Source organism: Benzoatithermus flavus (assembly GCF_037908215.1).
GTDB lineage: Bacteria > Pseudomonadota > Alphaproteobacteria > Geminicoccales > Geminicoccaceae > Benzoatithermus > Benzoatithermus flavus.
In genome coordinates this window covers 227,206-242,684 of record NZ_JBBLZC010000005.1, presented here as the reverse complement: position 1 = coordinate 242,684, position 15,479 = coordinate 227,206, and the positions used below count along the sequence as shown (strand labels likewise).

Here is a 15,479-nt window from a genome sequence, read left to right as displayed (position 1 = left end):
ATCCTGGGCATCGCCAACCCGGTCTGGATGCTCGTCCTGCTCACGGCGCTGTTCGGGCTGATCTTCAACTTCTCGCCAGCGAGCCGCTCGAGGCCGCGGCCGAACATCAAGCGAGCCGACATGGATGATTGCTGATCGCTTTTAAGTTATTATAACCGCTACGATGGCTGCGAGGAAACCATGAACAGCCTGACACCCGTCGATCTTCCGATCCGGCGCGACGAATGGCTCGAGCTATCGGGGCAGATCCTGGCGACGTGGGCCATCTTCAACCCGAACGGCCCGACGCTCAGCTGCCTCGGCTGGATCGACCGCGGAAATGGCACGCTGCAACCATTCTACCGTTGGTTGCACTTTCTGGACGGCAAGGCATGGTCGCTCGGCACGGTGAGCACGCGGGAGGCCGACTGGGCCGAGCAGGTACTCGATCGCGTCCGCTTCGCGCACGACCGCCTCGGCGCGATGCTCGAGCCCGTCTTCACCTGCGTGCCCTCCTTCGTCACGCTGGCAGGCTTCGAGGGGATCGACATCGCGCTGCGCGGCGCCCTGAAGGAGGCGACCGCGGTTCGCGAGGCGGATTGGGGCCGCCAGATCTACTACCTGCGCAAGTTCGGCGATCGCCTGTTCGACCGGGCGGGCGAGGAGATCCGCGAGGCCGTCGAGAAGATAAGGAACGACCCGGCAATGTCGGAGGCGCAGCGTGCCGAGGCGGTGCGCCTCGCCGAGCTGCGCTACGGCCGGGTGCGAGCCTTCGCGACGTCAGTGGCGCCGAGCTACGTGAGCGCCCCGTTCTCGGATGCGCTCTTCGCCGAGTGGTGGGCGACCGTCACGGCGCCGGATTTCGTCGGCGCCGGCCTTGCGCAGCTGGCTCAGGCCTGGGTGGGCGCCATCTACATGGTGGAGGACACCGACCTGCTGGACGAGGTACAGGCTTCGGGCCGCTTCACCCCGTTCGAGCACGTGCGGGACTTCCTCCTCCGCTTCGGGCACGGACTATGGCCGGCGAGCGTGAGCACGGCGACACTGCGACAGGAACTCGGGCTACCCCCATCGCTACGAGAGCCGGGGCGCCACGCGACAGCCGCGGCCTCCGGTGTGGCCGCTGCGGAGAACGGCAAGGTCGCTTGGGAGCCGATGTTCCGGCACGACTTCGAGCGGTTCAAGACCATCGTCAACACGCCCGACGTCGATGCGCGTGCGGGCGCGTACCCGACGCTCGCCGACGCGCTGCTGGGCGAGATCCTGCATTACGGCATCACCTGCGACGAGGCCTTCATCCCCACGCTGAGCGGCTTCTATAGTCGCTGCATCGAGCATGACCTCCCGGCATCGCTCCGGCACGAGATCGAGCGGTACGTCGTGAGCTTCGTCGAGCACGGCGCCGTGTCGCCGAACGCCTTCCTGCCCTTCATGGTCGAGGACCCGGACGGCGGGGTGGCGGCGACGGCGACGATCGACATGGTCAGCCTCTTCCCGGTGCCGGACGACGACCCGATGCGGGTCGTACGGCAGGTCGTCGGCATGATCCGCTCGGGCGTAGTACGTAACCCGGGCGCACTCTTCGGGGCGCTGCTCCATCTCGGGGACCGCCGCGTGACCGCCCTGCTCCGGCCGGTGCGCGACATACTGGCAAAGCCAGCCATCGATGTGGCCGTCCGTTGCACGACCGGGTTCATCAGCGCGGCCACGATCGAATTCTACCTCGACTGGCTGGAGGAGCGGCCGGGCGACCTCGACGACGAGCTGTTCGGGTCGATCGCCTCGGGGCTGGCCCTGGACCGACGCAATGCCAGGAGCGATCTCGTCAAGACGGGCAGCCACCCATTCCCGGTCACGGCCGTCACCCCCGAGGAGTACAAGCGTTTGGGCGCCATGGTGCCGCTCGACGTATACACCGCCCGGATCGCGCCCCGGCTCTACGCTCTCTACGCGAAGGAGCCGCCGCCCAAGGTGATGGAGGGGGTCTTGCGGATCTGGGGCTTGCCACTGCCGAACCCGACCGAGGTGCCGCCCGCACACGATCAGCCGCCATCGACCGATCGAGACGCTCCCATGATCACGGCGGCGTTCAGGTGTCATCCCGGCCACCTGGTCGGTCGGCTCCACGTGACCCACGAACCGGACGACGATCCGTCGTGGCTGGTGCAGGCGCTGGCCCGCATCGGCTGGAAGCGCGTGCCGCAAGCGAGTGGCCCCGGGGTGACGGTCTTCGGCGTCGACGAGAAGCCGGAGGGCGACCGGTCGCTGGACGAGGCGCTCAACCTCGTTCTGGCCGCCCACAACCTGCTGACAGCCAATGGTATCCCCGTCACCGAGGGGCACAAGCTCCTGACCGAACTGATCTGACCTGCCGAAGAGCAACGAACGAACCACGGGGGACGAACCGGATGGCCAGCTTGCCCATCGACCGCCTCGACGGCATACGGGCGATTCCGCCCGGCTTGCTCTGCCCGCACCAGGCGGACGGCGTCGCGTTCCTGGTCTCCAAACGATCGCGGGGCCGGACACGGCCGAGGCGCGGCTCGCGGCGGTGGATCGGTTCCAGACCGATCCCGCGGTGCGGGTCGCCGTCTGCAACCTGATCGCGGGCGGGATCGGAATCACGCTCACCGCCGCCGTGCACGTGATCTTCCAGGACCTCGACTGGGTGCCGGCGAACCACCTCCAGGCCGAGGACTGCGCCTACCGGCTCGGGCAGACGGAGCCGGCCACGGTCGAGTACCTCCTGGCCGAGGGCACGCTCGACCGCTACGTCGCCGCACTGCCCGAGGCCAAGGGGCGGCTGATCCAGGCGGTCGAGACCGACGAGCTGCCGGCCGGCTCGATCCCGGACGGGCTCTACGCCAAGCTCCGCGCCCTGGCACCCGCTCTTCTGCAGGAGGGCGAGCTGGCGACGGTCGGGCCGGACGCCGCGGCGAAAGGACCTCGGCGCTCCCTTACGAGCCGGTCGCGGGCGCCGCACGGGGGCGTGCAGCTATCCATCCATCCGCGCGAACGTGCTCAAGCGGCTCGGGCCGTGCGGGCGGGGTCGAAGGTGCCGTCGGCGTGGAAGCGGTCCCAGGCCTCCAGCACGAGGCGGCGGGTGCGGTACTCGCCGTGCTCCTTGAACTCCTTCTCCTCGAGCACGCGGAAGGTCTCGGACGGCCAGTCGGCGCCCATCACGTCCTGCGGGTCGAGGACGTAGCGCAGCTCGTCCTTGGTCAGGCCGTAGAGCCAGGCATAGTAGGCGTCGAGCTCGGCCCGGAGCAGAGCACGGCGCGCCGGGTCCCAGCGGAAGGGCGGGCCGTCATAGCCGAGGTCGCGGGCGAAGGGCTGCAGGTCCCAGGCGGTGTAGGTCAGCTCGAGGACGCGGGGGACGATGAAGTCGAGATCGGCAGGCGCGTAGCTGTTGGGTGGCAGGATCGGAAGCTGCTTGAGGATGAAGAAGGTGAGAGAGGTGCCACCGACCTTCTGTCTGGCCACGAAGTCCAGCGGCAGCGAGCACAAGCTGCCATAGAGCGCTGCGGCCTTGCGATCGCCCGCGTCGGTAAAGAAGAGCGGCGCTTTGTGGTTCACCGCCACTCTCGGGATCACGCTGGCGATGACGGTGCGCTCGTCGGTGCTGCGGCAGATGTCGCGCCAGCCCATGAGCCAGCCGCGCGCCCAGCCCTTGTCGGCGAGGCGGGCCTCGACCTCGCGCTCCTCGACCCAGTAGCGCGGCATCGCGCGGAAATTCGGGTCGCGTTTTTGCGCCTCGCCCACGTCGTCGCTCTCGCCCTCGGGATCGTAGGAAGCCCAGCGATGATCGTAGTGGTGGATCATCTTGGCCTCGTAGAGCGGCAGCCAGCGCGAGCCGTCGGGCAAGGTCCAGACCATGTCGGCGAGCCGGCCGCCGGCCGCGGCGAGCTGCGCGTGGTTGCGGAACAGGCCGCTGTCGTTGGCCATGTCGAACATCCGCAGGAACGAGATGCCCCACGGGTTGCCGGCCTCGCCTTTGGCCTCGTCGATCAGCACCGGGACGCGGCGGTAGATCTTCTTCGTCAGCTCGGCATCGTAGCCGGTGCGGAAGATCGGGCAGGTCTTCGTGTTCGGGTTGATGAGCGCGATGTCGGCGGGCGAGAGGGTGAAGCGGCGGCGCTCGTCGGCGAGCTGCAAGGGATTGCTCAGGAAGAAGGCGAAGCGGGTCGCCTCGACGCCGCTCGCGAGCGTGAGCAGGCTGAACTTGTAGCTGCGGTGGACGCCCGCGAAGATGGCGTCTCGGTTCTCGAAGTCGTAGAGGCTCGCCAGCCGGCCTTTGCTCGCCACCTCGTCGAAGAAGGCCTTGGTCGAGTTGTCGGTGGCGATGCCGGTCGGCACGATGATCCCCGCCCGGCCCTTCGGGCCGAGGGCGCGTAAAGTGAGCTCGGCGAAGACGGCATAGGTATTGACGTCGCCCACCGCCGTCAGCGGGAAGCGCCCCGAGCCGCGGATGAACTGGCTCGCGGCCTCGGCCCCGGCCTTGGCGGTCTCGAACGCCGCGTGGAGCTTGCGGTCGACCGGGTTGGCCGAAATAGCGAGCCCCTTGATCAGCTTCTCGCGCGCGGCCTTGTTGGGGGCGCCCGCGATCGCCTCGTGGCGGGCGGCGAAGAACTCCTGCTCCTGCAGCTTGATCCGTTCCCAGGGCGGGTTGCCGAGCACGACGTCGAAGCCGCCCTGGTGGAACACCTCCGGGAACTCGAGCGGCCAGTGGAAGAAGCGATAGGTGTCGGCGAGCGCCGCCGCTTCGGCCGCGCGCGGGCCCTGTCGGCCGCCGGCCGAGCGGATCGCCTCCCAGACGTCGCGCGTGGTCGGCACGCGCTGCGGCTGGCCCGGGCGGGGCCGCTCGATCCTGGCGAAGAAAGCCGCGGTCCAGAGATCGGCGGCGGTGCGCAGCCGGGACACGAACTCCCCGGCGAGGAGACGCGTATAGGCTTCGGCCTTGGCCGCGACCTCCTGCGGCAGGTCCTCGGCCATGGCGGCGAGCTGCTCGAACCCGTCGGCGAGCGTCACGAACTCCTGGCGCAGCGACAGGCGCAGGAGGGGCCGCTCGCGCTCGGCCTTGTTCTGCGCCTTCAGGGTCCTTGCCGTCTCCCTGTCGTCGCCGGTCTTGGGCTTGTAGGCCTCGTCGGGGATGCCGGCCTCGAGCACGTTCGGGTCGAGCACGCCCACGAGCGCGTCGCCGCAGCGCAGATGGTGGTCGAGGAAGGAGAGCGGCTTGCCGGGCTCGACGGTCTCGATCCAGAGCGCCGTCTTGCACAGCTCGAGCGCCAGCGGGTTGCGGTCGACGCCGTAGATGCAGCGCTGCACCACCTCGCGCATGGCGTGCTGGCGCTGCGCCTCGGTGGGCGCGTCGGGGGCGGCGTCGAGGCGGGCGATCTCGAAGGCGAGCCGGCGCGCGGCAGCCAGCAGGAAGTGCCCCGAGCCGCAGGCCGGGTCGAGGATCTTGAGCCGGAGCAGCGCCTCGCGCTGGTCGTGCGGGTGCTCGCTCATGGTGCGGCGGATGACGGGCTCGAGGGTCGACTTGACCAGCTCGTCCACGAGCGAGGACGGCGTGTAGTAGGATCCTGTGAGCTTGCGCTCGCTGCCCTTGGCGGCGTCGCCGTCGAGGCCGAGATAGGCGAAGTCCCAGGGCTCGCGGCCGACCTGGGGGTGTAGCTCGAGCAGGCTCTCGTAGACCGAGCCCAGCTCCTCGGTGTCGAGGTCGCGGTAGTTGACGCGGGCGAGCCCGGTGCTGCGGTCGGGGCGGAAGAAGGCGAGCGCCGCGATGGCCGCGAGGAGATCCCGGTTGCGCAGCGAAGCGCCGAACAAATCGGGGCACATGCCGCGGTCGAACAGGCCGCCCAAAGCCGGGGCGCCGATCTCGGGCGCGCCGCGCTCGAGCGCCTGGAAGGCGATCTCGAGGCTCTGCCAGAGATCGCCGTAGCCGTCGTGGAGGCGGGAGCGCAGCGCCCGTTCGCGGAGCTGGCCGATGCCGTAGCCCTGCCGCCAGAGCCGGCGCGCGGCGGTGCTCGTGCCGGGCGGGTGCAGGAGGTCGCGGTCCTCGACCACGAACAGGAACAGGCAGCGATAGACCAGCCGCAGGAGCTGCTGGTGCAGGCCCATGGCGTCGAGCCGGCCGTCGCCGAGCTTCGCGCGCAAGGTGTCGTTGGCGGGGTGGCGGACGAAACCGCGGCCGAGCGTGAGCAGCGCCGTGGCGACGCCGTCGCGGAGCTTCTCGCGCGCCCGCTCGCCGGTCGCTTGCGCCGCCTGCCGCCAGCGCTCGAGGATGCAGGAAGCGGGCTGGCCTTCGGTGCGCGGCTGGAAGCGCGAGCCGTGCGCCAGGAGCCAGAAGGCGGCGAAGTCGGGGTAGACCTGGTCCTCGAACACGCGCTCGAGGTCGAGCTCGATCCAGGCGGGCTTGGTGAAGTTCGGGTTGTCGCGCAGGATCCGCAAGGTAAGGCCGTTCGCGACCAGGCCCCAGACGGCATCCTCGGCGGCGTTGAGATATTCCTGCAGGAGGCCCATGGGCGTGCGGCGGCGGCCCTCCTCGCCGAAGAGCGGGTCGGCGCGGTCGAGGTCGAAGCCGGGCGGGACGAGGACGAGCGGCACGGCGCCGCCATGGGCGCGGTGCGTCAGCGGGAAGCTGCGGCCCCCGAGCGAGAGCGGGACGGAGGAAGGCTCGACCCCCTTGAAGCCCAGAACCTGGGTCAGGAACGGCACCAGCCAGCCATCGACGGCGGCACGGCGCAGCTCCGCCCCGCTGCTCCCGCGACGGGCGCGGAAGTCGGCCCAGAGATCGGCGGCGATGCGGAAGTTGCGGCCGATCTCCTCGCGGATGGCGAGCGAGCGGGTGAGACCGTAGGAGGCATTGTCCTGCTGGCCGGCCTCGAGGCTCGCGACGGTGCGCAGGAACTCGGGCGGCAGGAGCCCGCCCTGGACGGAAAGCGCGGTGAAGCCGTGGTCGAACGGGCGGGACATCAGAGCACTCCCTGGACGGGGACCAGGACCCACAGGCCGATCACGTCGACCGGCAGGCAGGGCCGGACGTCGATGCGGTAGCCGCGCTGCTCGCGCCGGCCGATGGCGGCGTCGCGCACGCGGACGTGGTCCTCGAGCAAAAGATCGGCCCGGGTGCTCGCGAGGGCGGCGAGATCGTTCATCCGGGGCGTCAGCAGCTCGAGCGCCGCCCGGACGAAGCGCTGGCGCTGGGCGGGCGGCATGTCCTTGGCGGCCGGCGCAGAAAGCAGGCGGCGGCTCTCGGCGTCGTCGAGAAGCACGGGCGGGCCGTCGCGGCCGAGGCGCGCCACGACGCACTCCTCGGCCAGAAGGTGACGCGGCGCTGCGTCGGGCTTGTGCACGACGAGCTGCGTCCGGAGGCGGAGGATGAGGAGGAGCGTGCGGGTCGCGACGGCGTCGGTGAACAGGGCGCCGCAGCGGGCGGCGATCTCGCCCTCCTCGGCCAGCGCCCGCTCGGCCAGGTGCTCGGCGAGGGCACGGACCAGGGGATGGGCGCGGTGGGCGTGGAGCACACCGCTCGGCCCCGGCCGGTCGAAGACGAGCTGCACCGGCCGCTCGATGCCGAGCGTGGCGAGCTGCTCCTGCAGCGCCTCGGGCAAATGATCGACCGGCAGCCGCCAGCCGTCGCGGCGTTCGTGGAGCGGTGCGCCCAGCGCCTCGGCCGCGGCCTTGACGAAGCGCTCGACGTCCGCGGCCCCGCCCAGCACACCCTTGGCCTTCTCCCACTCGGGCAGCACCTCCTCGGGCCGCAGCCGCGCCTGGGCGAAGATGGTGCGGGTGGCCCTGGCCTTCTCCTTCGCACTCTGCCAGAGGGTCTCGACCTGCCGGTCGGCGCTCTCGATCTCGGGGAAATCGAGCCGGAGCTGGCGGGTGTCCTTCACGGCACCCGTGCTCAGGAGCACGGCGCGCATGACCGCCTGCATCACCTGGTTGGTGTCGGCCGGCAGCGGCACCGAGACGCCGAGCTCCTTCCTGATGCGCTCGGCCTTCTTGAGGATCACGCGCAAGACCGCGCCGTCCACCGGGTTGTTGGCGCCGTAGAGCATGAGGGCGCGCACGACCTTCGCGGTCTGGCCGAAGCGGTCGACCCGGCCCTCGCGCTGCTCGTGCCGGGTCGGGTTCCAGACCAGATCGTAGTGGACGACGGCGGTGAAGTGCTGCTGGAGGTTGATGCCCTCGGACAGGCAGTCGGTGGCGATCAGCACCGGCACCTTGCCGTCGGCCGCGGCGGCGAAGGCGGCGATCCGCTCCTCGCGCTCCTCGGGCGTGAGCTCGCCGGTGACCACGTCCACGACGGCCCCCTTGCGGCCGAGCGGGCCTTGCAGCTCGGCCGCGAGGTAGTGCGCGGTGGCGAGGTAGCGGCAGAACACGACCGGCCGGAAGCCGGCGGCGATCAGGCCCTCGACCTCGCGCCTGAGGAGGGCCAGCTTCGGGTCGTGCGCCTCGCCCTTGAGCCGCTCGGCCCGCGCGATCAGATCCTGCAGCGCCTTGGCGTCCCGCGCCGCCTCCTCGGTGGTGCCGGCGGGCACGGTCTCGTCGGCGGTGAGGCTCTGGTCGTCGGCACCGTCTAGCACGGTGTCGGCCGCCAGCGCCTCGATCTCCTCGAGCTGCTGCGCTTCCGGCCCCTCGAGCGTGGCCTTGAGCCGGGTGCGGAGCGCCTGGGCCGCGGCGGCGGGGCTCGAGCTGACACAGCGCAGGAGCGCCAGAGCCGCCCAGAAGCTCATCCGCTGCTGCAGCTTCGAGGCGTTCTCGGTGCGCTTGACCATGGCGCGGGCAAAGCGGAGCACCTCGTCGAACAGCTCGCCCCAGGGGCCGGTGAGCTGGTAGGTGACCTCCCTGGTCTCGCGGTCGGGGAAGACGGTGCTGTCCTTCCATTCGCGGATGTCGGCGCGCTGGCGCTGGACGAAGTGGCTTGCCAGGCGCGCGCGCAGCCGCCGCCGCGCCTCGCCCTCGGGCAGGCTGCCGAGCTCGCGGAACGCGGGGTCGAGCAGGCCCAGGAGGTTGTGGAACGCCTCCTCGTCGCCGCTGTGCGGCGTGGCGGTGAGGAACACCATGTGCCGCTTCGGGTCCTGCGCGAGGCGCTTCAGGAGCTCGAAGCGCTGCTGGCGGTCGCGGCCGCGGGCGAGGACGCAGCCGTGCGCCTCCTCGACGATGACGAACTCGGGGCAGGCGCGGGCGAAGTCGTCGAGGCGGTTCGGGCGCTTGATGTAGTCGAGCGAGACGATGGTGAAGGGGTGGTGGTCGAAGATGGTCTGGCCCTGCGGCAGGCCGCGCTCGAGCCGGGCGGCGGTGCCGGAACGGACGACCGCCGCCTCGATGTGGAACTTGGTGGCGAGCTCGCTCTGCCACTGCTCGCACAGATGCGGTGGGCAGATCACGGCGAGCCGGCCGATCTCGCCGCGATCCAGCAGCTCGCGCGCGATCAGGCCGGCCTCGATGGTCTTGCCGATGCCCACGTCGTCGGCGATCAGGAGCCGCACCACCTCCTGGCGCAGCGCCATGAGCAGCGGCACGAGCTGGTAGGCGCGCGGCTCGACGCCGAGATGGCCGAACGAGCGGAACGGCCCGGCTCCGGCCGAGAGCTTGAGCCGCATGGCGTCGCGTAAGAGCAGGCCCGAAGCGCGCCCGCCGGCCTTGGCCGGATTCGGCAAGGGGAAGGTCGCGGGGCGCGGCCGGGACGGGGCCGGCTCGAGCGGGAGATGGATCAGGATCGCGTCCTCGTCGGCCCCGCCCAGGGGGCGCAGGCAAAGATCGTCCTCGGAGCTGTCGGGGAGGACGACCCACTCGCGCCCGCGGGCGCTGACGAGGCTGCCGACCTGGAAACGGGGGGCTTCGGTGCTCATCGGCGCTCGACCTTGCCGAAGATGTCGGGGTAGCTCTCGAAGACGGCGCGCCAGGTGCCCTGGTCCGGGCCGAAGCGGATCACGGTCAAGCCGGCATCCTCGAGCCGCTCGGTGATCGCGGCATCGAGCCGCTTCTGCGCGTCGTGGGCGTGGTGCGGGCCGTCGACGTAGACCACGGCCTGTGCCGCCGCGTACTCGAAGTCGGGCCTCGTGCCGTGCTCGGGCAGAAGGCGCTGGGCGCGGTCGGGCAGGCGCAAGGAGAGATCGCGGACCGCCTGGAGCCAGGCCCGCTCGAGGCTGCTGCCGCAAAGCCGCATGAGCTCGGCGAGGTGCTCGTCGGGGCTGCGGCCTTCCGTGCCGGCGCGCCCCTCAGCCTGCGTCAGGCGGCAGAGCAGGCGCAGGACCGCAGCATCGCGGCGGTTGATCAGCTCGTGCTCGGTCTGGTTGTAGTAGCTCAGCAGGCAGCGGTAGCAGCCGGCCTCGCACTTGCGGTCGGTGTCCCGCAGCGTGTCGGGGTGCCAGCTCTCGCCGCTGCGCTCGAAGTGGCAGACCTCGAGCGCCCGAGCGGCGACCCTTCGCAGCGCGGCGTGGTCGAGGGCGAGCCGGGTCAGCACGCCGGCCCCGCCCTCGGCGGCCTCGTAGAACAGGATGGCGTTGCGCCGCTCCGTCTTGGGCAGCGGCTCGGCGATGAGCTCGCTCTCCTCGATCTGGAACTCGCGCTCGATCCCGCGCTTCAGCGCGTGCTGGAGCGTGGCCATCTGCTCCTTGGTCAGGCTCGCCTTGGGGAAGGCGAGGAGGACGTTGCGGCGGTCCTCGACGAAGGGGGTGATCCACTGCGGGATCGCCTTCCCTGGCCCGTCGCCGTCGTCCCCGGCGCCCGACGGTGCTTGCGTATCCTTGAGCCAGCGGCCGGTGATCACGTCGATCTTGAAGCCCTGGTTCGATCCCTCCTTGCGGCGTCGCCAGCCCAAATTGACCCGCCAGACCGTGGCAGCCGGGCCGTACTGCAGCTCGAGCAGCGGGCCTTCCGCGTCGGCGAAGTCGGTGCGCACGACCTGGAGCGTGCCGTTCTTGGTGGCGAACTGGAGCGTGGTCAGGGTCTCGTAGCCCTGCCGCTGGCGCTCCTCCTCGTCGGAAGTGATCCGCATCACCCGGCGGGTGGCGACGTTGTCGATGCGGTAGAGCTCCTTGAGCAGGAGGCCGCCCTCGAGCGGGGTGCCGCAGGCGGTGCAGCGCTCCGCGTCGGCTTCGGCGCGGAAATGGCCGTAGCCGCAGCTCGGGCACATGCGGCAGGCATGGGTCGGCAGCCGGGCATCGACCGAGACGGTCTCCTCGTCCCGGACCGAGAGGATCGCCTTGTAGACCCGGTACTGGCTGCCCTCGTGGTAGATGATCGAGCGCGGGCCGAACTCGGCAAGGCCCAGAAAGCGCGGTCGGGAGAGGAAGCTGTCGCGGCCGACCTTCTCGCGGCGGGCCGGCACGAAGGCGAGGAGCGGCAGGCGCGGGAAGTTGTAGCCGGGCAGGAAGCCTTCGCTGGCGAGATAACGGTAGGTGTAGAAGTCGGCGTTCATCGCCGCCTGGGTGTCCAGGAGCAGCTTCTGCTGGATGAAGGCGTCGTCGTGGCGGCGCTTGGCCTCGTCCCGCTCCTTGGGGCTCGTGGCCGCGCTGTTCATGACCTCCTGGGCGCGGATCATCTGCTGCCGCGTCGCCTTGAACAGCGTGCGCCAGCGGTCGAGCGCACGGTCGAACCGCTCATAAGCGCCCTTCATGGTGCGCTCGAGCCAGTCCGGGGCGAACCAGGGCGCCGTCTGGGCCGTCAGCTCGTCCGCGAGCATGGCGAGGATGCGCTCGCCGCGCCGCAGCGCACGCTCCCGCACGGTGGCCAGGTCCATGCTGGCCCGTAGCTCGTCCCGGACCGGAAGCTCCTCGGGCTTGTCCACCTCGACCACGCTCGCGACCGAGCTGCCGAGCCTCTGGCCGGTCTCGGCGAGCCAGACCGCGTGGAGATGGCTGGAGACGAGGTCCTCGTTGGCGAGGTCGAGGGCGGGCGGCTTGACCACGCCCGCCACCATCCCCACCGGGTTGCGAAAGAAGTATTGATCGTGCGGCGACTTGGCGGCGGCGTAGGTCAGGACCAGTGCCGGCTGCCCGCTCCGGCCCGCCCGCCCGCTGCGCTGGGCGTAGTTCGCCGGCGTGGGCGGCATGTTGCGCATGAAGACGGTGTTGAGCTGGGCGATGTCGACGCCGAGCTCCATCGTCGGCGAGCAGAACAGGACCGGCAGCTCGCCCGCGCGGAAGCGGTCCTCGCGCTCCTCGCGCGTCTCGGCGTCGACCTGCGCGGTGTGCTCGCGCGCCTCGAGGCGGTGCAAGAGCCGGTCGTCGGCCCGGAGCCCGGCGGCGACGTTGCGGTAAAGCGTGCAGAAGAACGGGTTGTCGATGGTCCGCTGGCCGAGCGCCGGCCGATCGCCTTCAGGGTCGCCGAGCGACCAGCGCAGGGTGTCGGCGTTCACCTTCCAGCCTCGGCCGAGTGCCCCCAGCTCGGTCGACTCCACGATGCCGTACTGCGCCATCGCGCCGAGCAGGTGGTCGACGATCTTCCGGTACCGCTCCTCGGTCAGGGCGCCGGGGAAGGCGGCGCTGTCCGGGCCGCCCCAGTGCTTGGCCTTCCCCAGCTCACGGCCGAGCCGCGACTTCGAGGAGGCGAAGAAGCCATGGAACTCGCGGCGCAAGGCGGGCGGCTCGGCCACGGGCACGAAGAGATGCGCCTCCTCGGGCTCCTCGTCCTCCGAGAAGCCCCAGGGCTCCTTGAGGAGGTTGTGGCTGCGGCTCCTGATCTGCTCCTGCTCGAGGCGGTCGAGGTAGCGGGTCTTGATGCAGAGCTGCCGCCGCATCGCATCGAGCACGAGCCGCATCAGCCGGCACCGGGTTTCTGGCCCGGCCAGCGCCAGCGGCTCGGGCGCCTCCCGCCAGGCCTCGGCATCCCCGGCGAGATCCTCGAGGCCCAGATAGTCGAGCCGCAGCAGGCCGAGCTGCTCGAGGTTCGGGGTGGTGATCCGCCAGCCGCGCCGCAGGTCGTGGTAGAGCCGGTAGCCCAGCACGTCGCGGAGCGCCTGGCCGATCTTCTCGGCGGCGAGGCCCTTGGCCTGCGGGTTGCTGGCGTACTCGGCGAGCTGCAGCCGAAGCTGCCGGGCGACGCTCTGGGTCAGGTTCGCGTCGGTGAGGGCACCGTCCGGGTCGCTCTCGATGGCGGCGAGGAGAGCGCCGCGTAAGAGCACGATCTGGACGAAATCGTTGAAGTGCCCGGCCTGGAGCGAGGCGTCCTGCCGGTTGTCGGTGAAGCCCAGGAGCTTCTGCGCCTGGCGAGGCAGGCCGGAGCCTGCATCGAGGAGATAGCGCAGGGCCGCGATCGTGAGCACCGTGGTCGCGGAGCTGCGGCCTTCGGTGCTGAGCGAGCCGAGCTTGGTCAGGTCGCTGCGGACACCGGCATCGTGGTAGGTGCGGCAGTTGAGGCAGAAGCGGAAGGCACCCGGGATGAACCAGCCCGGCAGGCCCTTCTCGTCAGCCCGCCCCAGCGGGTCGATCCTGCCGGGTATCGGCAGGCTACGCTTGTAGTGGGCCTTGAGCCTTGGCACCGGCCCGTCCAGGCTCAACCACTCCTCGGGCACGGCCTCCTCGATCGGGGCCAGGGCGTATTTGCCCGCAGGGTCGGGCATGAAGAAGCCGTGTTGCTGATCCGCGTCGTCGGCCGCGCGGTCGCCCAGCTCGCGCGGCTCGATCGAGCCGATGCCCTGGCCGTCGAGCGACGCCCAGACCGGCAGGTATTCCTGCCCGCACTCGCGGCAGAAGCAGAAGTTGAACAGCCGCTTGGAACGGTCGGTCCCGGGCTGGAACTGCTGTCCGTCGACGGTGAGATAGCGCTCGCCCTCGGGCTCGAGCGTGCCGAAGAGATCGCCGGCACCCGAGACGAACTGGTGCAGGCGGAAGGCGAACAGGCTGCGGCCGTGCTCGTCCCTGGTCTCGTGGGCCAGGAGCAGGAACGCTTTGAGCGTCTCCTCGCAGCGAACGGGCTCACACCCGCTCTCCTCGGCCAACATCCGAGCCGCCTGCTCCAGGCTGCGCGGGGTACGCGTCCGCACCCACTTGCCATCTTCGCGGTCGAGGCCGAGGCGAGTCTCCACCCAAGCCGCGAGCGGATGGACGCGCAGGGCCTCGTAGCCGATCCCGACAGGCAGCGGCTCGCTGATGGCGGCGGCCAGGGCAGCACGGTCCCAATCCTGCTCCTCGGGCGTGACCCGCGCCAGGGTTTCGGTGACGATGTCCTCCGGGAGAACCGTGGTGCCGAACAGCCGGCTCGCGACCCCGGCGACGACGCGCCGTCGGTCGACGGCCTCACCCTCGCTGACCATGGTGGCCGAGGTGCCGACGGTGAGCACGTTCTCGTTCAGCGCCTCCCGCACCCGCCGCACCAGGAGCGCCACGTCCGCCCCCTGCCGGCCGCGGTAGGTGTGCAGCTCGTCGAGGACGAGGAAGCGGAGCCCCCGGGCGGCGCGAACCACGGCCCGGTCGGTCTCGTTCTGCCGCGTGAGGATCAGCTCCAGCATCATGTAGTTGGTGAGCAGGATGTCGGGCGGCCGGCGCGCCAGCTCGTCCTTCTCGGCCTGGCTCTCCTGTCCGGTGTAGCGGGCGAAGGTCACGGGCTCGGCACCGGGCGCGTAGCCCAGCTTGAGGAACTTGCCGAGTTCCTCGAGCTGGCTGTTGCACAACGCGTTCATCGGGTAGACGACGATCGCCGCGATCGAGGGCGCTCGCTTCGGATCGGTCGCCTTCGCCCGCAGGACGCGGTCCACGATCGGGATGAAGTAGCTGAGGCTCTTGCCGGAGCCGGTGCCGGTGGTCAGCACGTAGCTCCGGCCGGCCGCGGCGATCCGGACCGCTTCCTCTTGATGGCGGTGCAGCCGCAAATCCTCGCCTGGCCCGTCGTTCTTGCCGGTGCGGAAGATCCGGGCGCATTCCTCGTGCAGCACGCCCTCGGCCACGAGCGCGGCGACCGACTTGCCCGGCACAAAGCTCGGATTGAGCTGGATCAGCGGTGCCGGCCAGAACCGGCCGCGGTCATATTCCTGGTCGAGAAACGCCCGGATGTCGGGCGCAGCCACCTTGGTGAAGCTGCGGGTGAACCGGGCATAGTCCGCGACGACCATCTCGCGAAGCGAGAAAACGTCCATCTCGCACCACTTCGAGCCAAACCTGTGTGCGCTCAGGTTGTGGAGTATGTACAGTGCAAGCGCAACGCCCTTCCTTTCAGCTGCGACGGGAAGGAACCCGGACGGCGCGTCACGATCTCGGCCGCCCGAAGCTGGCATTGGCTTTAATAACAGGCAGATTTAATATAAGGTCGGCTTGGAAGACCGGACGGTCTGCAGCCACCGCGGCAGGGCTGCGGCAAGGCGCGACATTCCTGGCGTCGATGGCTGGGGCGAGCATGAGCGAAGATCGAAATATCGAGCCGGTTTCGGGGCGGACACGCAAGCCGGGCACCTTCCAGCCTGGGAACCCGGCAAGCCACATGGTGCGCAACAAGGCCACCCTTGGCCGCGCCGGCGCTGCTCGAGGGCGAGCGCGAGGCCTTGACCCGCAAGGCGA

Annotated in this window: 4 protein-coding genes; 1 reads left to right on the top strand and 3 read right to left on the bottom strand. The window is 70.4% G+C overall.

Translation table 11 applies throughout. From position 1 onward, the window contains the following. The first annotated feature begins 180 nt into the window (after positions 1-180). Positions 181-2,346 carry a hypothetical protein gene (locus U1T56_RS07475; RefSeq protein WP_418158824.1) on the top strand — a complete coding sequence of 722 codons (2,166 nt, stop codon included), beginning with the start codon at positions 181-183 and terminating at the stop codon, positions 2,344-2,346. Between the two features lie 654 nt (positions 2,347-3,000). On the opposite strand, the gene U1T56_RS07470 is transcribed toward U1T56_RS07475, so the two are convergent. Genes U1T56_RS07470 through U1T56_RS07460 form a run of 3 tightly spaced genes read right to left on the bottom strand, consistent with a single transcriptional unit; the run spans position 3,001 to position 15,061 of the window. After that, the gene (locus U1T56_RS07470; protein WP_418158823.1) at positions 3,001-6,954 is read right to left on the bottom strand and encodes an Eco57I restriction-modification methylase domain-containing protein; all 3,954 of its coding nucleotides are present in this window, start codon (positions 6,952-6,954) and stop codon (positions 3,001-3,003) included. Then, complete coding sequence (locus U1T56_RS07465; RefSeq protein ID WP_418158822.1) at positions 6,954-9,836, bottom strand: helicase-related protein; 2,883 nt, start codon at positions 9,834-9,836, stop codon at positions 6,954-6,956. Before U1T56_RS07465 ends, U1T56_RS07470 begins: the two co-directional genes overlap by 1 nt. Beyond that, the gene (locus U1T56_RS07460; protein ID WP_418158821.1) at positions 9,833-15,061 is read right to left on the bottom strand and encodes a DEAD/DEAH box helicase; all 5,229 of its coding nucleotides are present in this window, start codon (positions 15,059-15,061) and stop codon (positions 9,833-9,835) included. Before U1T56_RS07460 ends, U1T56_RS07465 begins: the two co-directional genes overlap by 4 nt. Positions 15,062-15,479: the final 418 nt, after the last annotated feature.